Annotated in this window: 27 protein-coding genes and 1 pseudogene; 12 read left to right on the top strand and 16 right to left on the bottom strand. The window is 54.2% G+C overall.

Annotation, left to right across the window (positions count from 1 at the left end):
* Positions 1-47: 47 nt before the first annotated feature.
* Entirely contained in the window at positions 48-665 is a 618-nt protein-coding gene (locus tag FHW17_RS15880; protein ID WP_182510300.1) for a LysE family transporter, read from the top strand.
* A gap of 264 nt (positions 666-929) precedes the next feature.
* Here FHW17_RS15880 and FHW17_RS15875 read toward each other — a convergent pair whose 3' ends face one another.
* On the bottom strand, positions 930-1190 hold the full coding sequence (locus FHW17_RS15875; RefSeq protein WP_091877268.1) for a DUF982 domain-containing protein: 261 nt from the start codon (positions 1188-1190) through the stop codon (positions 930-932).
* Between the two features lie 261 nt (positions 1191-1451).
* Entirely contained in the window at positions 1452-1652 is a 201-nt protein-coding gene (locus tag FHW17_RS15870) for a hypothetical protein (protein WP_112524734.1), read from the bottom strand.
* A gap of 115 nt (positions 1653-1767) precedes the next feature.
* Between FHW17_RS15870 and FHW17_RS15865 the strand changes: the two genes are divergently transcribed.
* Positions 1768-2649 carry a LysR substrate-binding domain-containing protein gene (locus FHW17_RS15865; RefSeq protein WP_112524731.1) on the top strand — a complete coding sequence of 294 codons (882 nt, stop codon included), beginning with the start codon at positions 1768-1770 and terminating at the stop codon, positions 2647-2649.
* Here FHW17_RS15865 and FHW17_RS15860 read toward each other — a convergent pair whose 3' ends face one another.
* Entirely contained in the window at positions 2650-3306 is a 657-nt protein-coding gene (locus tag FHW17_RS15860; protein WP_113096202.1) for a TetR/AcrR family transcriptional regulator, read from the bottom strand.
* A 186-nt stretch (positions 3307-3492) separates the two neighbouring features.
* Between FHW17_RS15860 and FHW17_RS15855 the strand changes: the two genes are divergently transcribed.
* Both FHW17_RS15855 and FHW17_RS15850 read left to right on the top strand, forming a co-directional pair.
* Entirely contained in the window at positions 3493-4332 is an 840-nt protein-coding gene (locus tag FHW17_RS15855; RefSeq protein ID WP_112524725.1) for an alpha/beta hydrolase, read from the top strand.
* 76 nt (positions 4333-4408) lie between these two features.
* Positions 4409-4705 carry a VOC family protein gene (locus FHW17_RS15850; RefSeq protein ID WP_246706862.1) on the top strand — a complete coding sequence of 99 codons (297 nt, stop codon included), beginning with the start codon at positions 4409-4411 and terminating at the stop codon, positions 4703-4705.
* A gap of 69 nt (positions 4706-4774) precedes the next feature.
* Here FHW17_RS15850 and FHW17_RS15845 read toward each other — a convergent pair whose 3' ends face one another.
* Together FHW17_RS15845 and bla are read right to left on the bottom strand one after the other, a co-directional pair.
* Positions 4775-5236, bottom strand: a complete 462-nt coding sequence (locus FHW17_RS15845) for a GNAT family N-acetyltransferase (RefSeq protein WP_182510299.1) — start codon at positions 5234-5236, stop codon at positions 4775-4777.
* A 12-nt stretch (positions 5237-5248) separates the two neighbouring features.
* Positions 5249-6247, bottom strand: a complete 999-nt coding sequence (gene bla / locus FHW17_RS15840) for a class A beta-lactamase (RefSeq protein ID WP_112524716.1) — start codon at positions 6245-6247, stop codon at positions 5249-5251.
* Positions 6248-6410: 163 nt separating this feature from the next.
* Between bla and FHW17_RS15835 the strand changes: the two genes are divergently transcribed.
* The 3 genes from FHW17_RS15835 (at position 6411) to FHW17_RS15825 (ending at position 7372) form a co-directional block, all read left to right on the top strand.
* A complete protein-coding gene (locus tag FHW17_RS15835; protein WP_112524714.1) occupies positions 6411-6689 on the top strand; it encodes a hypothetical protein in 279 nt (92 codons plus the stop codon).
* A 100-nt stretch (positions 6690-6789) separates the two neighbouring features.
* Positions 6790-6975, top strand: coding sequence for a hypothetical protein (locus FHW17_RS15830; RefSeq protein ID WP_112524711.1), 186 nt, complete (start codon positions 6790-6792; stop codon positions 6973-6975).
* 64 nt (positions 6976-7039) lie between these two features.
* A complete protein-coding gene (locus FHW17_RS15825; protein ID WP_182510298.1) occupies positions 7040-7372 on the top strand; it encodes a DHCW motif cupin fold protein in 333 nt (110 codons plus the stop codon).
* A 28-nt stretch (positions 7373-7400) separates the two neighbouring features.
* Here FHW17_RS15825 and FHW17_RS15820 read toward each other — a convergent pair whose 3' ends face one another.
* Complete coding sequence (locus FHW17_RS15820; protein WP_112524705.1) at positions 7401-7652, bottom strand: DUF2171 domain-containing protein; 252 nt, start codon at positions 7650-7652, stop codon at positions 7401-7403.
* 184 nt (positions 7653-7836) lie between these two features.
* Here FHW17_RS15820 and FHW17_RS15815 point away from each other — a divergent pair, with 184 nt between their 5' ends.
* A complete protein-coding gene (locus FHW17_RS15815; protein ID WP_112524701.1) occupies positions 7837-9321 on the top strand; it encodes an NAD(P)H-hydrate dehydratase in 1485 nt (494 codons plus the stop codon).
* 1 nt (position 9322) lies between these two features.
* On the opposite strand, the pseudogene FHW17_RS15810 reads toward FHW17_RS15815, so the two are convergent.
* Positions 9323-10577: pseudogene (locus FHW17_RS15810) on the bottom strand (MFS transporter).
* A gap of 421 nt (positions 10578-10998) precedes the next feature.
* On the opposite strand from FHW17_RS15810, the gene FHW17_RS15805 reads away from it, so the two are divergent.
* Complete coding sequence (locus FHW17_RS15805; RefSeq protein WP_112524695.1) at positions 10999-12243, top strand: GGDEF domain-containing protein; 1245 nt, start codon at positions 10999-11001, stop codon at positions 12241-12243.
* Here FHW17_RS15805 and FHW17_RS15800 read toward each other — a convergent pair.
* The 4 genes from FHW17_RS15800 to FHW17_RS15785 all read right to left on the bottom strand — a co-directional run bounded on the left by FHW17_RS15800 (position 12240) and on the right by FHW17_RS15785 (position 16859).
* On the bottom strand, positions 12240-13214 hold the full coding sequence (locus FHW17_RS15800; RefSeq protein WP_227986467.1) for a spore coat protein U domain-containing protein: 975 nt from the start codon (positions 13212-13214) through the stop codon (positions 12240-12242). The two genes, FHW17_RS15805 and FHW17_RS15800, sit on opposite strands and share 4 nt — an antisense overlap.
* On the bottom strand, positions 13211-15523 hold the full coding sequence (locus FHW17_RS15795) for a fimbria/pilus outer membrane usher protein (protein ID WP_348643746.1): 2313 nt from the start codon (positions 15521-15523) through the stop codon (positions 13211-13213). Before FHW17_RS15795 ends, FHW17_RS15800 begins: the two co-directional genes overlap by 4 nt.
* Positions 15524-15608: 85 nt before the next feature.
* Positions 15609-16328 carry a molecular chaperone gene (locus FHW17_RS15790; protein WP_112524689.1) on the bottom strand — a complete coding sequence of 240 codons (720 nt, stop codon included), beginning with the start codon at positions 16326-16328 and terminating at the stop codon, positions 15609-15611.
* A 24-nt stretch (positions 16329-16352) separates the two neighbouring features.
* On the bottom strand, positions 16353-16859 hold the full coding sequence (locus FHW17_RS15785) for a spore coat U domain-containing protein (RefSeq protein WP_112524686.1): 507 nt from the start codon (positions 16857-16859) through the stop codon (positions 16353-16355).
* A 653-nt stretch (positions 16860-17512) separates the two neighbouring features.
* Between FHW17_RS15785 and FHW17_RS15780 the strand changes: the two genes are divergently transcribed.
* The gene (locus FHW17_RS15780) at positions 17513-18775 is read left to right on the top strand and encodes a cyclopropane-fatty-acyl-phospholipid synthase family protein (RefSeq protein WP_112524682.1); all 1263 of its coding nucleotides are present in this window, start codon (positions 17513-17515) and stop codon (positions 18773-18775) included.
* Complete coding sequence (locus FHW17_RS15775) at positions 18772-19134, top strand: MmcQ/YjbR family DNA-binding protein (protein ID WP_246706861.1); 363 nt, start codon at positions 18772-18774, stop codon at positions 19132-19134. The genes FHW17_RS15780 and FHW17_RS15775 overlap by 4 nt, the downstream gene beginning before the upstream one ends.
* Here the strand turns inward: FHW17_RS15775 and FHW17_RS15770 are convergent.
* Together FHW17_RS15770 and FHW17_RS15765 are read right to left on the bottom strand one after the other, a co-directional pair.
* On the bottom strand, positions 19124-21100 hold the full coding sequence (locus FHW17_RS15770; protein WP_112524680.1) for a bifunctional 2',3'-cyclic-nucleotide 2'-phosphodiesterase/3'-nucleotidase: 1977 nt from the start codon (positions 21098-21100) through the stop codon (positions 19124-19126). The two genes, FHW17_RS15775 and FHW17_RS15770, sit on opposite strands and share 11 nt — an antisense overlap.
* 97 nt (positions 21101-21197) lie before the next feature.
* A complete protein-coding gene (locus tag FHW17_RS15765; RefSeq protein WP_112524677.1) occupies positions 21198-21686 on the bottom strand; it encodes an Lrp/AsnC family transcriptional regulator in 489 nt (162 codons plus the stop codon).
* A 155-nt stretch (positions 21687-21841) separates the two neighbouring features.
* Here FHW17_RS15765 and ald point away from each other — a divergent pair, with 155 nt between their 5' ends.
* On the top strand, positions 21842-22957 hold the full coding sequence (gene ald, locus FHW17_RS15760) for an alanine dehydrogenase (protein WP_091877302.1): 1116 nt from the start codon (positions 21842-21844) through the stop codon (positions 22955-22957).
* Between the two features lie 47 nt (positions 22958-23004).
* Here ald and FHW17_RS15755 read toward each other — a convergent pair whose 3' ends face one another.
* The 3 genes from FHW17_RS15755 to FHW17_RS15745 all read right to left on the bottom strand — a co-directional run bounded on the left by FHW17_RS15755 (position 23005) and on the right by FHW17_RS15745 (position 24796).
* Positions 23005-23496 carry a DUF1203 domain-containing protein gene (locus FHW17_RS15755; protein ID WP_182510297.1) on the bottom strand — a complete coding sequence of 164 codons (492 nt, stop codon included), beginning with the start codon at positions 23494-23496 and terminating at the stop codon, positions 23005-23007.
* A 223-nt stretch (positions 23497-23719) separates the two neighbouring features.
* A complete protein-coding gene (locus tag FHW17_RS15750) occupies positions 23720-24160 on the bottom strand; it encodes a hypothetical protein (protein WP_182510296.1) in 441 nt (146 codons plus the stop codon).
* 153 nt (positions 24161-24313) lie between these two features.
* Positions 24314-24796, bottom strand: a complete 483-nt coding sequence (locus tag FHW17_RS15745; RefSeq protein ID WP_227988133.1) for an OmpA family protein — start codon at positions 24794-24796, stop codon at positions 24314-24316.
* Positions 24797-24903: the final 107 nt, after the last annotated feature.

Here is a 24903-nt window from a genome sequence, read left to right as displayed (position 1 = left end):
ATCGATGCTATAGATCGCGACAACAACATCGATCCCCCGGAGACGATATGTTCCTGCTCACTGTTGCAACAATCTGGACCATTGCGGCGCTGACACCGGGGCCAAATTTCTTCATGGTTGTACGTTGCACCCTCACCGGCTCGCGCAAGATCGCGATCTCTGCCGTGGCAGGCACCATAACGGGAACGCTGTGCTGGGGGCTTGCCGGGTGGCTCGGCGTTGGTTCATTGTTCATGGCCGCGCCGATTGCCTATATGGGTTTGAAAATTGCTGGCGGTATCTATCTTCTCTGGCTCGGTCTGCGTCTGCTGTGGCAGGTACGCCAGCCAAAGGGCGACATGATTATTCCTGCAAGCAAGGTCAAGCTGACACCCATGGGTGCATGGCGTCTCGGGCTTGCCACCAACCTCGCCAATCCAAAATCCGCGCTGTTCGTCGCCAGTCTGTTCGCAGCAACCATGGCGCCGGGTACACCCTGGACGCACGGCGCCGCAGCGGTGGTCGTGATGGTGACCATATCAACCATCTGGTACGCTGGTCTTGTCGCCGCCCTCAGCCACCGTACGGTTGCTGACGCCTATCAGCGGGCACGCCGCGCCATTGATGCTCTCGCCGGCGCAATCTTTATTGGTTTTGGCTTGAAACTGGCATTGTCTGATCGGTAGTCAGAGCCGAGTCAGGAACTATTATAGCTCACTTTTTCAACACGAACTTTTGTACTTATGTATAATTGAAAGTACCCAATCTCCGTGTTAGCCCTAGTGCTTGGAGATGATTTGATGTCCGTTTTAGCAATCACGATTCTTTGCATTGTTGCCACGTGGGTGGCCTGTTTTCTTTTTCCGCATCTTGACTGATGGACCGGGTCTGGTGGCGCATGCTTCCCGTTCAACGAAGCAGCGGCAATTCTGACAATATGCGCGGCGATATCATCGCACCCATGTCGTGTTCTCGACATAAATATCGGCTTCCATAGTCGCCTGAACAAAAATCGATCGTACCATGGCGGGCGAAGCATGGCCCTCCATCGCCTCGGTGCAGGCCATTTGGGCGAGAAGATAAATCCTCCCCCGCTCACCCGGCCAGTCACTCGATAAAAACTCGGCAGCTTCAGCCACGGAACCGATGTTCCGCAGCTTGAACGAATGAAGTGACTCGACGGTCACCGGTTTGAACTGAGCGTTTTTCATGGCTTAGAAACGCGGATCGTTAAAACTGGTTCCAATCTGAAAAGCGCCTATGGCAAAATTGCGATGGTTTACGCTTCGTCCATCACATGCCTGTGAGCGCGCAGTCTGTTGCGATAGCTCTGATAAATTCAATAGCCGCTTATATTCTTTATTCGGCCTATACTCCCAGAACACGGAAATAACTGGAGAATCGTAAAAATTATTTGCCCCGGCGTCTATCGAGATACCGGGGCATTCAGCCATTCTCACAATGGATGGATTCTAGAATGGCTGACGGAAATCCAGCCAGCGCCGATCGCTATCCGGAAATTTCAGGCAGGAGCGCATGCTGGGGCTCAGATTGATATCGCAAAGCAGGTGGCCATTGAGGTCAGACAGACTGCCCACAGGTCCATTGCCATGCTTCGCCGCCGCAGGAATCATCCACGACAGATTCAGGCCAAAATATCGAACTTCAGTCATTTCAGACTCCCAAAGTCATCAAGCTCATTTCTATGTCTGGAGAAATAGTTCTTTATTTCTGGGATCACCAACGTAAAATGATGTATGAGCCATCAAACCATTTTATGGGTACATCATGTCCTCCCTGCCGCTTCCAGCCATCCGCGTGTTCGAATCCGTCGCTCGCCTGCAGAACTTCACCAAAGCGGCTGAAGAACTGAACATGACCCAATCAGCGGTAAGCTATCAGGTGAAGCTGCTGGAAGAATTTGCCGGGGCACCGTTGTTTCACCGGCTTGCACGCGGCGTCTCCCTGACTGACAAGGGCGACCTCGTAGCGCCGGTGATCCGCCGCGCGCTGGCCGAACTCAGCGAAACCTTTCGCACCATCCGCGAGGAGCAGAATTCGGTTCTGCTGGTTTCGGTCATACACACTTTCGCCAGCAATTGGCTGACGCCGCGCATTGTGGATTTTCAAACCCGGTTCCCGGATATATCGGTACGCTTTGATATTGCGTCGCGGATGGTAGACTTTGTGGCCGAAGGCATCGATTGCGGCGTCAGGATGGGTAAGGGAAGCTGGCCGGGTCTAAAAGCACACCGGTTGCTCTCCGGAGGCTTTACGCCCCTTGCCAGCCCCGCTTATCTCGAAAAATATGGCCGACCACAAACACCTGTAGACCTGCTCAACTATCATTTGATCACCCCTAATGATGATTGGTGGCCCGTCTGGTTTCGTCAGGCAGGCGTCGAAGGGCCACTTGTCATGGCCAAGCCGGGTGTTGGTATCGACACTCAGCAGATCATCGCCAACCTCGCACTGTCAGGCGGCGGCGTTGCGCTCGTTTCAGAAGGCATATTCAAGGACGAAATTGATTCCGGCAGGCTCGTTCAACTGTTTGATGTCTGCGCCTCAACCGGCTCGGACTTCTACCTCGTTTATCCCGAAGGCAGGCAGCTGCAGCCGAAAACGCGGCTCTTCCGGGACTGGATACTCGAACAGGCAGGCGTCCTTTGATTATTTCTTGCCATAGGCTGCCATAAACACCCGCACGCCTTGCTCGGCATGTCGGCGCAGCGCTTCAACTTTCGGAATGGCCACGTCACCCAGCAGCATAACCTGATTGACGGGCTCGGCCATGACAAGCCAGTTGAAATGGGAAGCGGCAATTGCCGGGTCTTCAATCTCAAGCAAACCACGTTCGGCGAACACGGCAAAACTTGCCGCCAGAGCGGTCATGGCGCGTTTCGGTCCACGCTCGTAAAGCACCTTGGCCAATTCAGGAAAACGGCTGACCTCCCCGATCACGAGGCGGCGCAGTTGCATGAGCCTCGGCGTCAGAACAACCGTCAGCTGTTGATATGCATAGTTTGAAAGATACTCCGCAAGATCTTCGCTGTCTTGAAACTCCGGAATTTGACTGTGGACCCTGTCGCCGGCAACGCTGACCATACTGGTCACGATCTCAACAAACAGCGCTTCCTTGCTCTCGAAATGCTTGTAGACCGTTTGCTTTGAAACAGCCGACCGCGCAGCGATATCGTCCATATTGGTGCCGAGATAGCCGTTCTGCAGAAACACCTCCGTCGCCGCATCAAGGATCGCCCTGTGCTTGCGCTCGGAACGGCTTGGTTCCGCTGTGCCCGATGGATGAATTGAAGTCACTTCCGTCATAAAACCGCTACCCGCAATTGCAGCACCCTAGCATGATTCCCAATGGGATCGAGTGTGTACCGTTGACATACAGTACTAGACAGTCTAGTTTGATTCAAGGCGATCAATACACATACAGATTTGCTCAGTTCTCGAAGACTGTTGGCCGGGATGCGCGCCGACGGCTTATCAAACAGGAGTTGCACAATGACGTTTCCTACCAAGACAGGTACATTGAAAGTGCCGGGCGCGAAAATTTACTATGAAGCCCAAGGCTCCGGGCCTCTCCTGCTGCTCATTGCCGGAGGCCCCACGGATGCAGGGGTTTTTGCCGAACTTTCGCATTTTCTCGCCGATCGCTACACAGTGGTGGCTTACGATCCTCGCGGGAATTCGCGCAGTCCCTTTGATGGCAAGCCTGAAGCATTGCAGCTTGATGTTCACGGCGATGATGCCGCCCGGTTGATTGAAGCATTGGGCGATGGACCTGCCTTTGTGATGGGTAATAGTGGCGGCGCGCAAATCGGACTTAATCTGGCAGCACGGCATCCGGAGAAGGTGCGCGCACTGGTAGCGCATGAACCGCCATGCCTGATGCTGCTTCCTGATCCCAGCGAAGCTTTGGCCGGCAATAAGGAAATTCATGACACCTATCAGCGCGAGGGTGTGGAAGCGGCGATGCAAAAGTTCATGGCCATGGCTGGGTTGGACGAGCACGGTGAGGACGAAGAACAGCAGGCGCCTCCCCCGCCCGAAGCTCTGGAGACATTCGAGCGGATCAACGGAAACATGGACTATTTTCTCGCCCATGGACTGATGCCGCTTTCGCTGTACCAACCGGAGATTGAGACGTTGCGCACGGGCAAGCCCGATGTAATCGTCGGCGTTGGCGAGCAAACTGTCGGAGAAATTGCCAATCGTACGGGCGTAGCACTGGCGGAAAAGCTTGGCACGCAACCCATGCAATTTCCCGGCGATCATGGCGGCTACGGCCCTCACGCTGAAGCTTTCGCAAAAACACTTCACGCGGCATTCGCGCAAGCATGAGCAGCCCAGAGCGTCGCGCCGTATATGCGGCACGACGCTCTTGACAGCCGTCAAAGACAATCTGGAGAACGAACAGATGCATATACAGTTTGCCGAGCTTCCCGTGTTCAATCAGGACCGTGCGAAGAAATTCTACATTGATCATTTCGGCTGCGCGATCGTCGCTGATGTTCCCATGGGAGCAAATGGATGGCGGTGGATAGAGCTTAAATTTGCGGGTTCGGAAACAAACCTGCATTTTGGCAAACGAGCAGACGATGAACCGGCCGACCAACCTGTGATGGTTCTTGTGGACGACAACGTTGCCGGCACCGCTGGAACCCTCAAATCAAAGGGTGTCGAGATTATCACCGAACCGCAGGCTGCGCCCTAAGATCCGGGACGCACCGTCGCCGAATTTAGGGACAGCGAAGGCAACCGCTTGGTGATCAGCAGCAGCTGATTAGAAGGAAAACCGGCGCGCCAGTATATGCCCGCGCGCCCTCACCCCGTCCAATCCCTGCAACGTTCCTTCGCGGGTTTCGATAATCTTAAAACCCTCGGAGAGATAAAGCTGCAAAGCGGGGTCGTTGCCATCCAGCACCGAGGTGCTCATCCCGCCTTTTGCCGTGATCAGGACATGTCGTAACAATGCTCGGCCCACGCCTTGCCGATAATGGTCAGGATCGACATAGAGCCATGTGATCTCGCCTTCATCCGCAGCGATAAATCCGACTATCCGCTCATCCTGTTCGGCCACATAAAGCTGACCGTCAAACAGCCCTTCCCCTTGTGCCGTCTGCGCAAGGGTGCGGAAAGCATTTAACCCGACTGACAATCGCAGTTCATCCAGACGGGCGCGATCATGAATATGCGCCAGAAAATCCCAGTCATGGGAAGCATAGGGGCGAATACGGATAGTCATTGCCAACTCCCGTCAGCGGTAGGCTTCGGTTACGGCTTGCGCTGCACTGGCAATGATCGTTGCACGTCGGGTCGGCGTTTCGCGGGAATCGGCCACAAAAACGCTGATTGCAACTTTGCCACCATCGGGTGCGGTCAAGATACCCACATCGTTTGTCGCCACATTGACACCCTTCCAGGTGGGGCTGGTTCCTGTCTTGTGCGCAACGCTCCAGTCGTTGCCGACGCCAGCACGCAGCCTGTCGGGAAATGTCGACGTCTCGTTCATGATGGCAAGCAGGCGATCGGTTGAACTTGTGGAGATGAGCTTGCCACTCATGAGCGCGGCGAGAAATTCTGTCATCGCCCGCGGTGTAGCCGTATCGCGCGGATCTTTCTGATAAGCGTCAAAGGCAGTATCGCGCTCTACCTCCGGTACAGCCTTGATTGCCCTCTGCAGCACTTTCGCATCCACATATTCCTGCTTCCATTGCAACCCGACAATATCCGTTTGCAGATGCCTTTCATCACGATCAATCCGAATACCGCTGATCGCTTTGCCTGCGAGAAATGAATTGATCTTCCCGGTTCCGCCCAACCGGTTAATCAGTATATCCACGGCGGCAGAATCGCTATCAATAATGGCGCGGCGCACAAGATCACCGGCATTTGTCCGAAAGAAACCATTCCGTTCGACAATCTTGGCCAGAGGCTGCTTCATAAGGCTGAGATTTTCAGATCTGATGATAATCGGGTCTTCAATATTCACAGCGCCATGATCGGCAGCATCAAGCGTTGCGGCACCAGCGATCAGCTTCACAACACTCTGCAACGAAAACCGCTCGTCCCCCCGCACGCAGACGGACGTTCCTGCTTGGTCCAGAGCGCAGATACCAATGCGCGCATCCTTGCCTGTAGCCAATTTTTCGAGACGTTGTTGAAGCGCCGCGGGGTCTGCAATTCCTCCCGCATAGCTCACATGGGATATACCCAAAGCAGACACAGCGGCAATCGCAAGTGCAAATGGCTTCATGGCTTGGCATGCCTTTCCGGTCGGTTCAATTCCCGATCTTTTATAAAACCAAGATTACGGCAGCCTTACTGAAATCTGATCTTCGCAGGACGGTTGCGAGGATCGCGCTTGCTCCAGACCCGGTACAGCGCGTAATCTTTAACCGGATGGCATGGGGAAAAGCATGCGGGCAACGCTCGGATACATATTGGTGATTTTAGGCGCTTGTCTCGTCGCCGCAGCCATGTGGATATGGGTGGGCCACGACTATCTGTTGATCGATCCATTCTGGATCAGTTGGGCCATCTTCACGTTTTTCAAGCCGGCAAGCATCCCCCAGACATTCTATGACGTGCTCGTCGGCGTAACCGCTTCACTTGGAATTGCCGCATACAGTCAAGGAAAATACCTGCTTCGCCCGACAAAACCGGCAATCGGCGAGACCGGTCCCGAACAGCCATAGCCGATCCTTATATTTTCTTGAGATTCAGCGAAGATACCCGGAATCGAATCCTTACATCGCGAGGAATATTCTTAGCCGAAGAAAAACAACGGTTCTGACCATGCATGATCTTACGCTTCTACTGGCGGCCATAGCCGTTATCCTGCTCGCCTTTCAGGCAAAGCCGCGCCGCGAGCCCAGTTCAACACGTAATACCGGCACCCGCTACAACGACGCCGACATTGCAGTGTTTGTGTTTGCATTCGCTCTGGTGATGGTCATTACCATGATGGTCTGGTCGCGATAATCTCTTGATGCCGCCATGGCATTCTGTCACGCTGTGTCAGAACGGTTATCCCCCAAGGTCATCAATGAAACTCCCAAAGCTGCCATTCACCGTGACGGACTGGAATAAAGTGCCGATCACCGAACATTCGGGCGAACACGGAAAAGCGCTCTGGCGCAGCTTCACAACTGATGATTTGCGTGTACGAATTGTCGAATATACGCCGGGATATCCGGCCGATCACTGGTGTGACCGGGGACATGTTCTCTATGTTCTTGAAGGCGAGCTTGATACGGAACTGCGCGATGGCCGCACGTTCAAACTGACAGCCGGAATGAGCTATCAGGTTTCAGATTTCGGTGATGAAGCACACCGGTCTTCAACGAAAACGGGTGTGAAACTCTTCATCGTTGATTAGGTCACGAAGCCGTAACGTAACCAGCACGCTATTTGTCTGATGCTTCTTCCTCGAACATCACGGCTACATCGGCATTGGCAGACAGCCGGACCTTGTTGCCCTCGACCTCTGCGACAAGCGATGTTGAAATATAGTGATGATGGCCCTTGTGCGAACCCTCACCGCTGTCTTTCTTCGTCAGCTTGATGCGGGCGCCTTCCACGTGATCGACCGTACCAACATGGACGCCATCAGCGCCGATGACTTCCATATGTTCTTTGATGCGTGTTGCAGGCATGATTTTTCTCCAAAAAGGTTACGGAGCAGAACGCACAAGACGGGCTTTGGATGCATTGCCTCGGTGAAATTATTTGCAGCGCCAGATGGCTTATTCGAATGGACGGCAATAGATGCTTGTATCCCGCTTGATCGCCACCTACCATTCCTGACAACGGGCATAGTGTCGGGAAAACATTGATTCAAAAATGGCTGACGAGATTCTCACACCAGCACAGATGGGCGAAGCCGACCAGCTAACCATCGCTGCCGGACCGATTGACGGATACGGATTGATGTTGCGTGCGGGCTATGCGGTTGCCCGCCACATCCTCAACAATTATGGCAGCGCGACCGCCTTTCACATTCTTTGCGGCCCCGGCAATAATGGCGGTGATGGCTATGTCGTCGCCAGCCTTCTTACCGAAAGCGGCGTCAAGGTGCATCTATGGAGTGATGACAAGCCGAAAGCCGGTTCTGATGCGGCCTTTGCCCGCCGCGATTGCAGCGTCAAAGCCGCGCCTCTTTCCGGTTTCAAGCCCGAAGCTGGCAGCGTAGTAATCGATGCCTTGTTCGGTGCCGGTTTGAACAAGCCTCTTACGGGAAAAGCAGCTGCTGTAATCGAGCGCAGCAATGAAGCCAATATCACCCGCATTGCCATCGACGTGCCATCCGGCCTTGATGGCGCAACGGGCATGGCGCTTGGCCCGGTGCTGAAGGCCGATTGCACCATTACCTTCTTTCGCAAGAAACCCGCACATCTGCTCTATCCCGGACGAGGTTTATGCGGCGAAGTCGTGGTTGCCGATATAGGCATCCATGAGGACGTGCTTTCCACAATCCATCCGCTGTGTTTTGAGAACCTGCCACATCATTGGCAACTGCCCTCTCCCGGCGTGGACACGCATAAGTACAAACGCGGCCATGTCGCCGTGTTTTCAGGCGGGGCGACATCAACAGGGGCGGCGCGACTTTCAGCATTGGCGGCCGCGCGTAGCGGCGCAGGTGCGGTCACGCTGCTTTCCCCGGCGGAATCTCTCGCTGTCAACGCCGCACATCTGACTTCAATCATGCTCAACCGCTGTGAAACCGACCATGAACTTCGGGCATTTCTGGACAGGCGCAAACCTTCCGCACTGGTGCTGGGTCCCGGTTTCGGCATAGGCGCGCGTACCCGCTCGATTGCGCTCGCCTTGCTCAAGGAACAACTGCATCTGGTTTTCGATGCCGACGCGATCACCTCATTTCAGGACCACCGCGACGAGCTGTTCAATGCCACACGCCGTGCATCCGAGGTCCGCTTGGTGCTGACGCCGCATGAGGGCGAGTTCAAGCGGCTGTTCCCCGATATTGACGAAGACAACACGCCTTCAAAGGTAGAGCGCGCCCGCGCCGCGGCCCGGCAGGCCAATGCGATTATCATCTACAAAGGGCCCGACACGGTCATTGCCTCGCCCGATGGCCGCGCTGCGATCAACAGCAATGGCACCCCGCTTTTAGCCACTGCGGGCTCCGGCGACGTTCTGTCGGGCATCACCGCTGGTCTGATGGCACAGGGAATGGCACCGTTTGAGGCAGCCTGCGCAGCAGCGCACATCCATGCGCAGGCGGCGCTTGATCTTGGTTTTGGCCTGATAGCCGAAGATTTGCCCGCCGCCGCCGCAAAGGTGATCGCACGGCTACATCATTGCTGACTCACGCAAGCGCGGGAACAACTCGCGCTCCAGCAACGATTTTCTGCCGCCAGCCTAAAAACAGTCCCAGCGCAATAATGGCGACACCGCCATGAGCGTAATAGGCCAGACTATAGCCACCACGCAGGACCAGCCAACCGGCAACAACATTACTGAACGAGGCACCAATACCCTGCACTGTCATCACGGCTGCAAGGCCCACATTGAACCGTCCGCTGCCCGAGAGCAGCCGTTCAGCGGCAACGGGGGTGACGATTCCAAGAAATCCAGCACCAAGGCCATCCAATATCTGGACAGGATAAACCGACCAGAAATCTGCAACAGAGCCCGCAATCGCTCCACGCACCGGCAAGGCAATCAGTGCAATAAAGAACACGAAGGGTAATCCGAAACGCCGGATCAAAAACGGAGCAATGGCGGCGGCGGCAATCATGGTGAGCTGGGATATGCCGGTAATCAGTGCAGTTGTGCGGAACGGTGTGCCAAGTTCGATGGAAAAGGCTTGAGCGATCAGGCGGCTCATCGGTGCATTGCCGAAATGGAAAACCATAAGGATAAGAGCGAGCAGGATCAGTCCCGGCGTCTCAATCAATACGGAATAACCAGATGGGCCCGGCTTGCCATCATCCTTTGCCAACCCACGCGCCACCTTGTGGTCAATTTTAGCCGGATCAATCATCAGGGTTGCCGCAATGGCACCCGCGGCAGTGACAATCATCATACCGATAATGCCGTACTGCCCCCACAAAACTGTCGTAACGTATACGCCAACGAGTGAGGCGACATTACCCGCGTGATTCCAGAATTCATTGCCCGATACCTGATCGGAGAATTTTGCCTCGCCAACCAGACCGAGCGTGAGACCCACCAGGGCGGGCCCCACCACAGCGCCAACAATCGCCGTCATTGCCTGCCCGCCAACCACCACAGAAACGTTCGGCACATTAAGGGTTAGAAGTGCGGCAATCGTAACCACCAATACAGGAATGACAATCAGCGCCCGTTTATACGGTGTGCCGTCGCACCAATGCCCCGAATAGCGGCGTTGCGACCATTCCAAGAATACCGCCGCCTGTCGCAATGATTCCCAATGACATCGATGTCCAACCATGGGTAGCCAGATAGGCATCAAGAAAAGGTCCAAGCCCATCCCTGGCATCGGCGAGAAAGAAATTAAGTGCAGCAAGTGCAATGAGTGACGGAGTTAACCGATCGCCAAAACGCTCAGATGTTTGCACGCAGTTGCCTCCGAACAAGAGAAAGATGTGTTATCAACGGACAAAAATGGATCAGGAGCCGCATTGTTCCCGTTCTGCTATGCCTGTTGGGATATTCGCCTCCCAACTTTTTAAAATTACCCGTTTGAATTAACTCTGTCTTTACCTTGATCGGGCACTTTCAATTCAAGCGCGATTTGTACTGCGTACGCGCTTCCTTAATTTTGTGAGCGTCATTATTCTGTCGTAATATCAGGGTATTTGTTCTCACGTAGCGAACAGCTTGTTTCCATTTTTGACCACGGATGTACTGGCACTGGTGTTGAGGCAAGTTTAGGAAGGTCGGGTAGCTCCCGGCCTTTTGCTTTTTTAGCCCATCTCCTTTTCGCTACCAAGATCAATACTTTATGTTAGCATTCCTGCTGATACTGATTGCCTTGGCTGAGGGGCACGATCGGCGATGATTGCACTCAATATCCTGTTGCTTATGATCGAGGCGCTTGTCTATTTCGCCGTGATGACAGCTTTGCTGCATTGGCGAAAGCGCTACGGCCTCGGGGTTTTCCTGTGCGCCCTTGGTGTGATGCACTTCCTTGAGACCTATCTGGCCGCCTTTTTCTACATTCAGCTGCCGTTTGGCATCATCTCCCCCGGATCTACCGTCCTGTTCAGTGGCAAGCTGATGATGATCCTTCTCCTTTACATCAAGGAGGATGCGCTCACGGTCCGCCAGCCCATCTATGGCCTTCTTATCGGCAATTTCCTGCTGATCGGGCTCCTTTTCATCGCACGCAATCACGAAACGGTTCAGTTGGTGACAAGCCGTCAGCCCGATCTCGATTTTGTTGATGAAATGGGCATGCTGATGGTTCTGGGTACTGCTCTCCTCTTTATCGACTCCATCGCCATTATCCTGCTTTACGAAAAGCTTGGCCGCTTCTTTGCGCGACATCAGGCATTCCGTATTTTCATCGTTTCGGCTGTCATCCTGAGCTTCGACCAGATCGGCTTCTTCGTGGCACTGCACTATGTCGCCGGTACGCCAGTGTCCGCACTATGGGGCGGCTGGGTGGCAAAGCTTGGTGCGGCGCTGGTCTATAGCCTGATGGTGACGGCCTATCTGCGCTGGTTCAAGGATGAGCCGCAAAATGAACGGCGGGCGAGCCTGCGCGGTGTGTTCGAAACACTGACTTACCGGGAAAAATACGAACGGCTTCTGGAAGAAACCGGACGTGACAGCCTGACCGGTGCGCGCGACCGGCGCAGCCTGACGAGTGAAGGTCCACGCCTTTTTGCCGAAGCGCGCAGGGAAGGATCAACATTCAGCCTGATCGCCATTGATCTCGACGATTTCAAAAGCATCAATGATACCTATGGCCACCAGACCGGCGATATGGTGCTGCAGCAAACGGCGCGCAAAATGCTGGCCAATACCCGCAAGACCGATCACTTCTACCGCTATGGCGGTGAGGAGTTCATCGGAATATGTCAGGGACTGTCAAGTCAGGGATCATCCGCCCTCGCCGAGCGGTTACGCACGGCAGTCGAGGCGTCACCTTATCAGAACGTGAAAAACGTCACGGTCAGCATCGGTGTGGCCAATTTTCCGGGAGATGGCGAGAATTTCGATCAGCTCTTTGCCAAGGCTGATGAGCGGCTCTACCGCGCCAAGCGCACGGGCAAGAACAAGGTCATAACGCTCTAGTAGGTAACCGTGACAATGATTGTGTCATCGTAGCTACCCGGCGCAGGTGTTGTCTGTGGTGGAACGCGCCCATAGACAATGATGGGTTGCGATGCGCCAGAGCCCGTGCCCGCAACGGTGTTTGTTCCAATCGTATTTCCCCAAGGCAGCGTGCGGTTTGTGTCCCGGTACAGGCCATAAGTGACCACACCGCCAGTAGTCCCGGTCATTTTACGCGCCGTCGGGCTCGTACCGGTCCCACCGAGACTGAGCGAAACCGTATATGGCACGGTCGGTGTGCAGGTTACGTTCACCTGACCAGTCTGATCAATATTGGCATTGAGCAGCCCCCTATTGCCAAAATCAATATTCTGCGCCGTGACAAGGCAATCATTGGCCAAAGTAATCTGGGCGTTGAAGGACGGAGGCGAACCCGTCAACGCGCCATTGAGAACAGAGCAACCAGCCCCATCATCATAGCGATAGTGAAACGTCGCATTTGCCCCGGTGAATGTGGAGATGTAAGTGCCAGCGGGCGCAGCCTGCTGGCTGGCCAGCACCTGTCCATAGAGCGTAATTGTCGTTGATCCGCTTCCCAGCAATGGACCGAGAATGGTGGTGAATTCGACCAGAAAACCCGGTGCACGGGCCGCATAAGGCCAGGTGATCGATCCCCAGACGATTGAGCGGGCTGCATCCTGAAAGAGTTGGTAGTTGAGCACATTGGCACCACTCAACATCTTGCGCGCGCTGCTGGTTGCTCCGCCGCTGCCTTCGTTCAAATCAGGGCAAACCAGCACTTTGCGGCCAAGTCCGAGCAGTCCTGAGCAATCCGCTTTCACCGTCGTCATGCTGTTGATGACATTGCCCGGAATTGTACTTCCGGAGAACACGATGCCGGGAACTGTAAAGGTGCAGGATTGCGCCCAGACAACAGCTGGCAGCAGCAGGACGCCGACGAAAAAGACAAACCGGAGCAGCCAGTTCCTCATGAGCACACCACATTGCTGATTTTGATCTGTGTGCCCGGCTGGGCGCGATAGGTGAATTGCGCCTTGCAACTGCTACCATCCAGACGCTCGATAACGATTATATTCTGGGCGCGTAGCTTCTCGATGAAGGCTTCACCGTCGTAGCCGACGACAAATTCATCCGTTGAACCGTCAACATGTCCCCGCAAACCAGCGTCGAGCGGCTTGCCGGTCCCATCCACCAGACTGACTATGGCCGAAGCAGACGTCTGGCTCACATGGAAATCAACGACGACGCCGCTGCGGTCAGCAGGCACAACGATATTGCGTGTTGATCCTATGCTTGCGTCGACGGGAAGATTTTTTGGATCGATGGCCACTGTGTTTGGCTCATAGGAGTTCAGGTCCGGCACCAGAATCTTGCCGCTGCGGTTCGTCCTGCCAACCGGGCGGTTTTCCGAAAGAACCTCAACATCAGGCGCGCCGACATCGACGACCGCAAAAGCATCATTGATCCGGTTTGTGGCGAATACGCCACCGGCGGCCACCGCAAGCGCGCCATCAATCTGTGCGCTTGCGCGGGTATTGCCGTCGAACTGCTCGACATCGCCCTGCACCCGCGCATAGCGGCCGCGATAGCTGGCCGATGCCAACCGATCTGGATTATCGCCCTCGCGCGTACGCAGACGCCAGCCATAACTGCCCTCTTCCAGACGCTCGGACTTGGCAATATCGACGACACCAGAGGCACCGCTTGCTGTCTGTTCGTAGCCGGTTGTTACGGTGATGTTGTTGTCAAACGGAATGGTGAGACCGGCAAAAACACCAAAGCTGTCGCTATTTTCGAGATCGGTGAAAGCAGTCGCATAGAACGAACTGTTCTTGAACACTGTCTGACTGAAGGAAGCACCGATAATGCGGTTCTTCTCCCCGTTTGCTGCTTCAATCTGCGTAAAAGACAAATTGAGATTGGAGCGTTCAAATGGACCCGGCGCGGACACGGTCACCTGCGCCAATGAGCGCGGCACGCGCGGGCTGAAGATGGCAACACCCGCAGGATCAAAGACCGAAAGACGGCTTGTATCGGCGGAAACCGACGCAACGTCATCATAATTGCCGAATGCCTGCTGCATGCGGGCAAAGACAGTATAATTGCGATAGCTAAGTTCCACCGAACCATTGACGAGAAAACCTGTATCGCCGTCGTGACTGCTTCCCGCCACCGCCAGAGAACTGACACCATAGCCGCCAATCGGAAACGCAACACCGACACCGCCATTGAGCAGATCAACGCCGCCCTCAAAGTGTCCTTCCAATGTCAGCAAATCGCTGACGCCATAGCGGACAGTGGCGATCCCCATCGCGTCACCGGCATAATCGCTCGATTCAGTACCGAAATCACGCCGGGGAAAACCAACCTCACCGGAGAAGTCCAGAAGACCTTTGCGCAGCAAAAGACTGGACGAGTAGAAAGGCAGCGTGGTTTTGGTTTCGCGGCCAAGCGTATCACGCAGCACCACTTGTGCCTGCCCAGATCCGGTGAACACAGGGAAATTAGTCACCTGAAAAGGGCCGGATGGTACCGTGCCGCTATAGGTCTTGACGTTCTGCGTATAGACTTCAAGCGTCGACGGTACGGCGGCCGAGCCTGAAATAACGGGTATTGGAATGGTGACAAGATCGGACCGCAGGTGAAAATTGCGCTGGACCTGCAGGCCGCCAAGATAAACGGGGCGTGTCCACTGCAAACCACCGGAAATGAAATCACCAGCCCGGTAGGTAATCAGCCTCTCCGTATCGGAATAGGTATAAGTTGTATTGAGGCGCTTGAAACCCTGCAAATCCGTATCGCTGGCGCTTGATGTGAAAGACTGGGTGAGTGTGCCGAAGGGACTAAAGAACCGGGCATCAAAACCGCCCGATATTCCCTGAAACGGCTTGGCATTGCCTGAGAACAGGTTGTCGCTGCTGGCAAAGAGCGAGTAATTCAGTACCGCACCATAACTTGATTGCGCTTTTGGATGGTCGTCATCCGGCTTTGGATTGATATCGATCTGTTTGGCTGCCCGTGCCTCGTCATTGGTGGTCACGTAAAGGCGCTGGTTTTCCATATCAACGCGGTATTGGACGTCAGGCAGGCGATCAACCCGGATCGAGCCATCCTTGTCCCGGGCGCTTGACACCGGCTTCAGTCCAACTTCCTTCAATTCCTCAGGGCGTGCCGACAGGCCGCCATCCGCCAGCTGCCGAAAAGCGCCTGCCAATCCGGTCGGTTCATCATTGATGAAGACCTCTAAATAGAGGTCCTGTGCGATGCCGGGCTGCGGCACGGTCTGCTCCGCTTCTACAGCATTGGTATCTTGAGCCCGTCCAGAGGTAAGAATGCACGGGCTTATGCAGAGTGCCACAACAAGACTAGCGGCCGCTGACCGCAACGTTGACATCAAGCGGTCCAGAATCGCTCTGCGCCTTCAGGGCAATGGAACCGGCAGACACCGCTTTACCGCCACCCACTGGCCATTGCATCGAAGCGCCACCAAGGACGTAACCGACCAGCCCCTTTCGTGTACCGATTTCCCGCCCGCCCTGCATCAACTGCACATCGGAAAGGCGCAGCCTTGAGTCGCCATTGTTGCGCGCAGCAAGCACCAGCCCGCCGCCAGAGCGTTTGATCGTCCAGGCTACCTTCGGTGCCGATGCATCAGCGTCCTTGAAGAACACCGGGATGGAATAACGCATGACCAGCGTGACGGTGCCGCCCTTGCGACGCGACGGATCAGGCAATTCGTCAACAATCACCCGGTAACTTTCCTCACCCGCCACCGGCTTTTTGCTGACCCTGATCACCCGTACCAGATAATCCTTATTGCCGGTCAGAACGGTTGATGGAGGACTTGCCACCACATCACTTGTTGGTTCGAGTTGCTCAACACCATTGACCTGAGTCCAGCGGAAAACACGCACCTGCACGTTAATTGGTCGCTTCGCCTGATTTGTCAGCGTCAAGACAGCAGCGCTTCCCGGCGCGGTCAGGTCAAGGCTGGTGGGTGCTACGCGCAGTGAAGCCGCATTGGCTGTGCTGCAAAACAGCATAAAGAGCCCCATCGCTCCAATGCGTTTAAGCATGGATCGCATCTCGTTCTCCTTTTTATCTAAACTTTAGTAGGTAACGGTCACCGTTATCGTATCGTTATAGGTGCCGATTGCCGGAGTGGTCTGAGCTGGAACAAGCCCATAAACCGTGAATGGTTGCGCAGCACCATTGCCCGTACCGCCCACCGTGTCGGTACCCACCGTATTTCCCCAGACCGTTGCATGGGTTACTTCCGTATACAGCGAGTAATTGATGGTTGCAGAAGCCGGGCCAGTCATTTTGCGAACCGCTACCGTTGCACCCGCTCCGGTTCCGGCATTCAATCCAACATTGTACGGCGTTGCATTGGTGCACTGGACCGACAGTGTGCTTGTGGACGGAACATCCGCTGCAATGACGCCAGTATTGGGAAAGGTCATGTCAGTCGCACTGACCAGAATACACGACGACTGGATGGTGATGTGAACACCAAAGCTACCAGTCGCCGTAGCGGCAAGCGCCGGACTGGAAAAGCCGAGTGCAGCTGCCAATCCCACTGCGGCGAATCTACGTGTTGAATATCCGAAACTCATTCATCCTCCTCAAGGTATACGTGCCAGCGGCAACTACCTCTGATTCATTACAAATGACTCAGTAGTTATTCTGTATACAATACTTATGTCTTATATCTTTAAAATAACTTATCGAACAGTCAAAAATCTTATGTAATTGAAACGATGTCGTGTCGTTATATGTTTGTTTGTACAGATAACGTCACTTTCACGCGCCTTATCATCATAAATATTGATATTCTAAAATTTTACGCGCTCTTTGAATTATTTAGATAATTTCATATATCTATATTTATTCTACTATCAAAAAAATTCTATTGTGTTTTTAGTAAATCAAATGTTCAGATATGTCGCCATCAAAGCAACGGCGATAACATCATCATTTTATAATTCACTATTGTATATCGGCAACTAATCCACAATCTTATTTACACATGGCGTAAAATCGAATCAAAAGTACTCTTAAATTTACTTTTGTTGCTATTGAAAGAGGCACATAAATTGCAGCCTTCCCGCTCGCCAGCCCTGATCATCCACCTGTCCTGATATAGCCATCAGAACAGAGCGTTGTTTCGCCAGCTAATCCAAGTGTCACACAGCAACCCGATGAATTGCTCTTGAACATTTGCTTTTTGACGGCGAAGATTGCTTCATAAGCATGGAAGAAAACGCACATGGCAAAGCAACGAACTACCAACACATCCGACGCTCTGGGGCAGCTCAAATGGCTCACGCCCGAGAATGTTGGCGCTGCGCTGAAAGGCCTGCCACTGAAGGTTCAGGCGGCACTGCGCGCTGCAGCACATTTGCCACGCGGAACGCTGACGATCACCACGCCCGACCAGCGGATATTCAAGGTCGGGGGTAAGGCTTCGGGCCCGGATGCAGCATTGGTGCTGCACAACTGGAACCTGCCGCGCCGTGCATTTTCATCCGGCACCATTGGCGTTGCGGAATCCTATATGGATGGCGACTGGGAAAGCCCCGACGTAACAACCTTTCTGGAGCTCTTTGTGGTGAACAACCAGATCGGCGAAACCATTGCTGGCGGAACAAACTGGTTCGTCAACACCGTCCAGAGATTGCGTCACTGGCTGAATGAAAACACCCGCAGCCGTTCGCGCAAGAATATCTCGGCGCACTATGATCTGGGCAATGCGTTCTACCGCGAGTGGCTCGACCCAACCATGACCTATTCGTCGGCGCTTTTTGCGGAGGGCGCCAATGACCTTGAAACCGCGCAGACGACAAAATATCGCGCCCTCGCCCGCAATATAGGTATCACCAGAGACAGTAAGGTGCTCGAGATCGGCTGCGGCTGGGGTGGTTTTGCCGAATTTGCAGCGCGTGAAATCGGTGCCCGCGTCACCGGACTGACCATCAGCCGCGAACAGTTTGACTTTGCCACGGAAAGAATGCGCAAGGCTGGCCTGTCGGACAAGGTCGAAATCAAGTTTCAGGACTATCGCGACGAAACAGGCAAGTATGACCATATTGCCTCTATCGAAATGTTCGAGGCCGTTGGCGAAAAATACTGGCCGGTGTTTTTTGGCAAGGTAAAGGAATGCCTTGCTCCCGGCGGAAGCGCCGGGATGCAGATCATCACCATCAACGAGAACTCGTTTGAGCGTTACCGGAAGCGCCCGGATTTCATCCAGCGCTATGTATTTCCAGGCGGCATGCTGCCGACGCCGGAAAAGTTGAAAAGTCTTGGCAGAGATTTCGGCCTTGATCTCTATCGTGAAAGCATTTTTCCGCAGGACTACGCCCGTACCCTTGCCGAATGGCGCGAACGTTTCTGGGGCTCATGGGACAAGCTGAAACATCTGGGCTTTGACAGCAGATTCAAAAAGCTCTGGGAATTTTACCTGTATTATTGCGAAGCCGGGTTCAGGTCGGAATATATCGATGTGCGGCAGGTATTTTACAGATCATGACTGAAGTGTCGCTCAATACGGTTTTCGTGCGGATATGGGACTTGGCGCAAGCCTTGAACCTGCCGGAACTGAACCAAAGCACGACGCACGGTACGCCATCGCTGAAACTCAAGAGTGCATTCCTCGGACGCCTCAAGGATGCCGATACATTTGCAATCCATTGTCCGCTGGAGGAAAAGCCGCTTCTGATGGAAAGTGCCCCGGATGTCTATTTCGAGACGGATCACTACAAGGGCTGGCCCTATATACTGATCCATCTCAATGCAATCGCTGATGCAGAGCTTTCACATCGCATCAAGCTTGCATGGCTGGCAAAAGCGCCAGCCAAACTGAAGAAACTTATAGAGCCTAAAGCGTAATGCGATAACGGGCAAAACCGTTTTCGCCGTCTCCCGCTTCCTCGATTTTCAATGTTTTCACATCAGCGATGAAATTCTTGCCCTTTGGGCCCGTATCAAACAGCACGGACGCACCCTTTACTGGCGCGAACTTCCAGTTGTCATCCGCCGACGGGTTGATTGTCTTCTGGTCGATGATGTAGCGCACAATGACATCGCGGTTGGTATCGGGCGCAACAAATATAACTTTGCTCTCGTTAATCCCTGGGAAATTGCCACCGCCCCCTGCCCGGTAATTATTCGTCACAACAACAAATTTCTGTGCGGGATCAATCGGTTTGCCATTAAAGGTCAAGTTGACAATACGATTGCTGTCGGCGTGGGCGAGTTCCCCCTTCGAACCATATTTGGCTGGCTGCGACAGATCAATTTCATAGGAAACGCCGTCGATCACATCAAAATTATAGGACGGGAAACTGGTATCAATCAGCGGTTGGTCGGCTTTGCCTGCTTCCACCGTCTTGAAAATACCTGCGGACATTTCCAGCCACTCTTTCACATCCGCCCCGGTGATGGCCACCGCCCGTACAGTGTTGGGATAGAGGTAGAGATCGGAAACATTCTTGATGGCGATGTCGCCTGCCGGAACGTCCGTATAGTAATCAGCACCACCGCGACCACCGGCTTTGAAAGGTGCTGCCGCAGAAAGGACAGGCAAATCCTTCCATTGCGTGTCCTTGAGCATGTCCTTGATGTACCAGGTCTGCGCATTGGACACGATCTGCACCGATGGATCATCGGCAACCAGCGAGAAATAGGAGTAGAGCGGCGCCGACGTCTTGCCTACGGGGCGGCGAACATAGGCGAGCGTCGCCTCGTGATCAGCCTTGGCTGCTTCCAGCACATCGGGGCGGCTTTCCACCAGCGGCTTTACTGTCTTTTCAACACGTTCATAGATCGGCCGTGCCTCGGTCGTGAAATCAGCGACTTTCCACTTGTCACCATCCCGTTCAAGCAAAAGGTCTATCAACCCCATATGCGAGCCCCAGAAACCAGCCATGACGGCTGGCTTGCCCTGCAATGTGCCCTTCTTGACGTCGACACCTTCAATACCGGCAAAATCTTTCGGATCGGGGAAAACCAGATGCTGATGCCCCGTGACAATGGCATCAATGCCCTCAACACCTGCGACATAGAGCGAGGCGTTTTCCATGCCGTCACTCTGTCCTGCTGCAATGCCGGAATGCGAAAGCGCGACAATAATGTCAGCGCCCTCTTGTTTCATTTTCGGCACCCATGCCTTGGCCGCCTCAACGATATCACGCGTGACAACCTTGCCCTTGAGATTCTGCGCATCCCAAAGCGTGATCTGAGGCGGCACAAAGCCGATAAAACCTACCTTCACTGGCAGTTTCTGTCCTGCACCATCAGCAATCTCATATTGCTTGATCAGATAGGGCTTCATGTAAAGCGGATCATCCGTTGGGTTTGCTGCCAGTTCGCCCTTGACCAGATTGGCGCAGACATAAGGGTAGCCAGCACCGGCCAGCACCTTGTCCATATAGTCGAGGCCATAATTGAATTCATGATTGCCAAGCGTCCCAACCTCATAGCCGATAGTATTCATGGCCTTGATGATCGGATGAACATTGCCGTCCTTCATGCCCTTCTCATAGGCGATGTAATCGCCCATGGGATTGCCCTGCAGAAAATCACCATTGTCGACGACAATCGAATTGGTCGATTCAGCACGAATCTTGGCAATGATTGATGCCGTGCGCGCAAGACCCATCGTGTCGTTCGCCTTGTCGGCGTAATAATCATAGGGGTAGACGTTCACATGCAGATCAGTCGTTGCCACGATGCGCAGATGCGCCTGCGAAGCAGCAGCCAGCGCTGAAAATGGATGCAGGATTGCCGCCGCACCGGCTGCGGCCGTGCTTGCAAGAAATGAACGGCGGGTGAGAGCAGATAAGAGTTCTTGCATAACGAGGCTCCTGCTTGAATGGAATGTAAGCGGCTTTGTTAGCCGCCATAGATCACCGAATTATGATGAGTTTGTCACGGCCTGTCGCAGCCAGCAATCAGCTTCCCGCAATTTCGATGAGTGCCGTTTCAACACCAAGGCCGGTACGATCCGCCACCTCGCGCAAGGCGAAGGATGAGTTGATCTTCGTCACATGCGGCATGGCAGAAAGCCAGAACTTGTGAATACGCTCGTAATCTTCCAGATCCTTGGCAGCGATGCGCAGGAGATAATCATATTCCCCGGACATCAAATAGCAGACGAGCACATTGGGACAACGACGCACCGCAGTCTCGAACTCACGTAATTGTTTGTCCGCCTGCCCCGACAGGGATATATTGACAATCACCGTGACGGGATGGCCAAGCATCTTATTGGAGAGGCGCGCATGGTACCCTCTGATAACGCCCGTCTTCTCCAGAATATCCAGCCGGCGTGAACAGGCGGATTGTGAAAGCCCGACCTTTTCTGCCAGCGTTGCATTCGACATACGGCCATCTTTTTGCAGGCTATCAAGGATAGCGATATCAATCCTGTCCAGTGACATTGTTCGATCTTTCTTCGACAAATAGCTATTTCGACGCAAGAATATTCGAAAAAATCCTTTCCGTCGATATTGCTTAGCAAGGACATGCGAAGCGATTCATGGTGTCATACGCACCTCAAACGGGAACTTTGAAGAACACTCAAGAGGAGGCGTAAATGCGCGTAGGCTGCCCGAAAGAAATCAAAAACCATGAATATCGCGTCGGTCTCACTCCGGGGGCCGTACGCGAGTATGTTGCACATGGCCACACGGTCATTATCCAGTCCGGAGCTGGAGCTGGAATAGGCGCCGATGACGGAGCCTATCAGGCGGCTGGCGCAAAGATCGTCAAGACTGCCGAAGAAGTCTTTCTGCAATCGGATATGATTGTGAAAGTGAAGGAGCCGCAGCCGTCCGAATGGGCGCAGCTGCGCGAAGGTCAGCTCCTCTATACCTATCTCCACCTCGCCCCCGATCCGGAACAGACCAAAGGCTTGCTCGCATCAGGCGTAACGGCGATTGCCTATGAAACCGTTACCGATGATCGTGGTGGACTGCCTCTGCTTGCACCAATGTCAGAAGTTGCCGGACGCCTTGCCATTCAGGCCGGTGCTACCGCACTTCAGAAGGCCAATGGCGGGCGCGGCGTATTGCTCGGTGGTGTGCCCGGCGTTCTGCCCGGCAAAGTCACGATCATTGGCGGCGGCGTTGTCGGCATCAATGCGGCACAGATGGCTGCTGGCCTTGGCGCAGATGTGACCATTCTCGATCGTTCGATCCCCCGCCTGCGTCAGCTCGATGATCTGTTCCATGGCCGGATTCACACGCGCTACTCAACCATTGAAGCACTCGACGAAGAAGTCTTCTCCGCCGATATCGTCGTGGGTGCCGTCTTGATCCCCGGTGCGGCGGCACCAAAGCTCGTCACCCGTGAAATGCTGTCTGGCATGAAAAAGGGCGCCGTGATTGTCGACGTGGCCATCGATCAGGGTGGTTGCTTCGAAACCTCCCACGCCACAACACATTCCGAGCCGACTTACGAAGTCGACGGTGTGATCCATTATTGCGTGGCCAATATGCCCGGCGCCGTGCCTGTCACCTCTGCCCATGCGCTGAACAATGCCACCTTGCAATATGGCCTGCAGCTGGCAGACCGCGGCGTCAAGGCTCTGGTCGACAACCCGCATTTGCGCAACGGCCTCAATGTCCACAAAGGCCGCATCACCAATCAGGCGGTCGCTGAAGCACTCGGTCTGGAAATGGTGGAAGCCAAGGCGGTTCTCGCCGCCTGACCTGTCAAAAGAAAAGCCCGGGTAACGCCCGGGCTTTTTGTTCTATTTCAGCTGGCAAAATTGAGTTCGTGCAGGTCGATCCGGCACTGGAAACAATTATTTCTGGCCGAACGCATATGCACGTAAGCCACCTCGTCACGTCCCAGAAGCTCCGCCGCCCGCGCTGCAATATTGTCAGTGGCGATCACACCGCCCGTGCCATAGACAATCCGGTCCTGTCGGGAATAACCGCGCAGGATGTAGTCACTGTTCTCGCGAAACATCTCTGGCATGTCTGATATTGCGTCATAGCGCTCGCATTCATCCGCATGCAGGAAAATCGGACCAGTTTCCGCATAGGGTTGCGGTGCCGGAAACGGCCGGTGCGAAAGAATGAGATATTTGTCACCAGCCTTCACATTCTGCAGGCAATGACGGCAGGGTACGCCGTCACCATCCGAGACATGTGTTTCCGGCGTCTGGCCGTTGGCGTCGACACCACCGGCCTGATAGTGGCGGGCGAGAGTTGTTGTCATTGCAGTAAACTGGATCGTGCTCATGGGAACCTCCTTCGTTACACCGAAGAAAACACCCAAATATGGAAGCAAACCACCCGATTCCTGCCGATCACCAACGACCATCAGGCCCGTCGGTGCCCAGCGACAGTCCATCGCAATTCAGTTGCGAAGATCGGTCCCAGCCTTTCAGCCAGCTCTGGCGTGAAACAGTAGCCAGCCCGTTCTTGCGAACTGGCCACGTGTGATTTTCTGTCCGTTGCCCGGTTTATTTTGTGACTGAGATCGTAAAGCTGAAGTAATCAAAATATTGGGGTTGCCCAGCCATCTGCCCGGAGACCGTCACTTTATCGACACCGGAGAAACCAGCGGCTGGCGTATAACGGATTGACGTTGCCGATATGCGGCGCGAGTGGCACTTGTTCGGCGAGTCTTCTGGCCCCTTGGGAAGCGTTCCGGAAACTTTGGCGAACTGCACCGTGCCATGCGACGGGCCCGAGATAACTTTGAGCGCAGGTGCTCTGCCAGTCGAACAGTCCGGATTGTAATTAAGAATATTAGTCAGCAAGACTTGCGTTCCGGCTTTGGTTGTTAGAGACCGGGTAGAAGAACCCGTTGTTACCTTGCTGGGGTCAGCCGTTTGACATGCGGAAACCAACAGGCCGGATGATACCAACACCAAGCCAATCAATGCTGTGTTCAACTTCATATTTTATCCCCCGATAAGTAATATACCCTATGTAAATGGATATTTATCGGACCGCTAGAAGACAAACAGCAAATAAAAAGGTTTTTCTACGGAAAGAATACAATGTGGAAGCGGCGCTCCGTATAGGCAGCGCCGCTTTCCTCACCAAACAGATCAGCGGATGAAATCAGTGACCCGGCGGATCGTAACACGCCGATTGCGCCAGTCTTCATACTCGGTCTGGACAAGCAAATATTCCTCGCCATAACCAACTGTCTCGAGCGCACGCGGTGGAACACCGAAATAACGCACGAGATCGCGCTTGAGCGATTCAGCTCGCTGCTCGGAAAGAATCTGATTTGACTCGTATGATCCTACCGCATCCGTATGCCCCTCGATCAGGAAAACCTCGTTGCGGCGGCGCCGTCTCAGGACGCGGTTCAGTCCATCCGCAATACGCTCTACCTTGTCCTGCTCCGAACGGGGAATAGCCGCTGAACCAAAGGCAAAGTTGATCGACTGTATATCAATCGATGGCGCATAACGGCGCAGCTCAGGACGGCGCTTGAATTCACGCACAGTCACACGGCGTTCATCAGGCAAACGCATGCGTGGAGCAGCTTCAAGACGCCGCTCTATTTCATCCGCACTGGGCATCAAGCGCGATTGCGCAAAAGCGGGTGCAGCAACGGTTGCAGCAGCGAGACCAAACAACAGGCCACGGCGATTGATCATAGACGTTCTCTCCTTCCAGACAGGCAGTT

Source organism: Phyllobacterium sp. P30BS-XVII, from assembly GCF_014138335.1.
GTDB classification, from domain to species: Bacteria; Pseudomonadota; Alphaproteobacteria; order Rhizobiales; family Rhizobiaceae; genus Phyllobacterium; species Phyllobacterium meliloti.
The sequence above is the reverse complement of the archived record's forward strand: the minus strand, read 5'-3'. Positions and strand labels throughout refer to the sequence as shown.

Excerpts from the sequence above, each read along its gene's own strand:
- FHW17_RS15880 (WP_182510300.1), top strand. The coding sequence starts at position 48 with ATGTTCCTGCTCACTGTTGCAACAATCTGGACCATTGCGGCGCTGACA.
- FHW17_RS15875 (WP_091877268.1), bottom strand. The coding sequence starts at position 1,190 with ATGAAAAACGCTCAGTTCAAACCGGTGACCGTCGAGTCACTTCATTCG.
- FHW17_RS15870 (WP_112524734.1), bottom strand. The coding sequence starts at position 1,652 with ATGACTGAAGTTCGATATTTTGGCCTGAATCTGTCGTGGATGATTCCT.
- FHW17_RS15865 (WP_112524731.1), top strand. The coding sequence starts at position 1,768 with ATGTCCTCCCTGCCGCTTCCAGCCATCCGCGTGTTCGAATCCGTCGCT.
- FHW17_RS15860 (WP_113096202.1), bottom strand. The coding sequence starts at position 3,306 with ATGACGGAAGTGACTTCAATTCATCCATCGGGCACAGCGGAACCAAGC.
- FHW17_RS15855 (WP_112524725.1), top strand. The coding sequence starts at position 3,493 with ATGACGTTTCCTACCAAGACAGGTACATTGAAAGTGCCGGGCGCGAAA.
- FHW17_RS15850 (WP_246706862.1), top strand. The coding sequence starts at position 4,409 with ATGCATATACAGTTTGCCGAGCTTCCCGTGTTCAATCAGGACCGTGCG.
- FHW17_RS15845 (WP_182510299.1), bottom strand. The coding sequence starts at position 5,236 with ATGACTATCCGTATTCGCCCCTATGCTTCCCATGACTGGGATTTTCTG.
- bla (WP_112524716.1), bottom strand. The coding sequence starts at position 6,247 with ATGAAGCCATTTGCACTTGCGATTGCCGCTGTGTCTGCTTTGGGTATA.
- FHW17_RS15835 (WP_112524714.1), top strand. The coding sequence starts at position 6,411 with ATGCGGGCAACGCTCGGATACATATTGGTGATTTTAGGCGCTTGTCTC.
- FHW17_RS15830 (WP_112524711.1), top strand. The coding sequence starts at position 6,790 with ATGCATGATCTTACGCTTCTACTGGCGGCCATAGCCGTTATCCTGCTC.
- FHW17_RS15825 (WP_182510298.1), top strand. The coding sequence starts at position 7,040 with ATGAAACTCCCAAAGCTGCCATTCACCGTGACGGACTGGAATAAAGTG.
- FHW17_RS15815 (WP_112524701.1), top strand. The coding sequence starts at position 7,837 with ATGGCTGACGAGATTCTCACACCAGCACAGATGGGCGAAGCCGACCAG.
- FHW17_RS15805 (WP_112524695.1), top strand. The coding sequence starts at position 10,999 with ATGATTGCACTCAATATCCTGTTGCTTATGATCGAGGCGCTTGTCTAT.
- FHW17_RS15800 (WP_227986467.1), bottom strand. The coding sequence starts at position 13,214 with ATGAGGAACTGGCTGCTCCGGTTTGTCTTTTTCGTCGGCGTCCTGCTG.
- FHW17_RS15790 (WP_112524689.1), bottom strand. The coding sequence starts at position 16,328 with ATGCGATCCATGCTTAAACGCATTGGAGCGATGGGGCTCTTTATGCTG.
- FHW17_RS15785 (WP_112524686.1), bottom strand. The coding sequence starts at position 16,859 with ATGAGTTTCGGATATTCAACACGTAGATTCGCCGCAGTGGGATTGGCA.
- FHW17_RS15780 (WP_112524682.1), top strand. The coding sequence starts at position 17,513 with ATGGCAAAGCAACGAACTACCAACACATCCGACGCTCTGGGGCAGCTC.
- FHW17_RS15775 (WP_246706861.1), top strand. The coding sequence starts at position 18,772 with ATGACTGAAGTGTCGCTCAATACGGTTTTCGTGCGGATATGGGACTTG.
- FHW17_RS15770 (WP_112524680.1), bottom strand. The coding sequence starts at position 21,100 with ATGCAAGAACTCTTATCTGCTCTCACCCGCCGTTCATTTCTTGCAAGC.
- FHW17_RS15765 (WP_112524677.1), bottom strand. The coding sequence starts at position 21,686 with ATGTCACTGGACAGGATTGATATCGCTATCCTTGATAGCCTGCAAAAA.
- ald (WP_091877302.1), top strand. The coding sequence starts at position 21,842 with ATGCGCGTAGGCTGCCCGAAAGAAATCAAAAACCATGAATATCGCGTC.
- FHW17_RS15755 (WP_182510297.1), bottom strand. The coding sequence starts at position 23,496 with ATGAGCACGATCCAGTTTACTGCAATGACAACAACTCTCGCCCGCCAC.
- FHW17_RS15750 (WP_182510296.1), bottom strand. The coding sequence starts at position 24,160 with ATGAAGTTGAACACAGCATTGATTGGCTTGGTGTTGGTATCATCCGGC.
- FHW17_RS15745 (WP_227988133.1), bottom strand. The coding sequence starts at position 24,796 with ATGCCCAGTGCGGATGAAATAGAGCGGCGTCTTGAAGCTGCTCCACGC.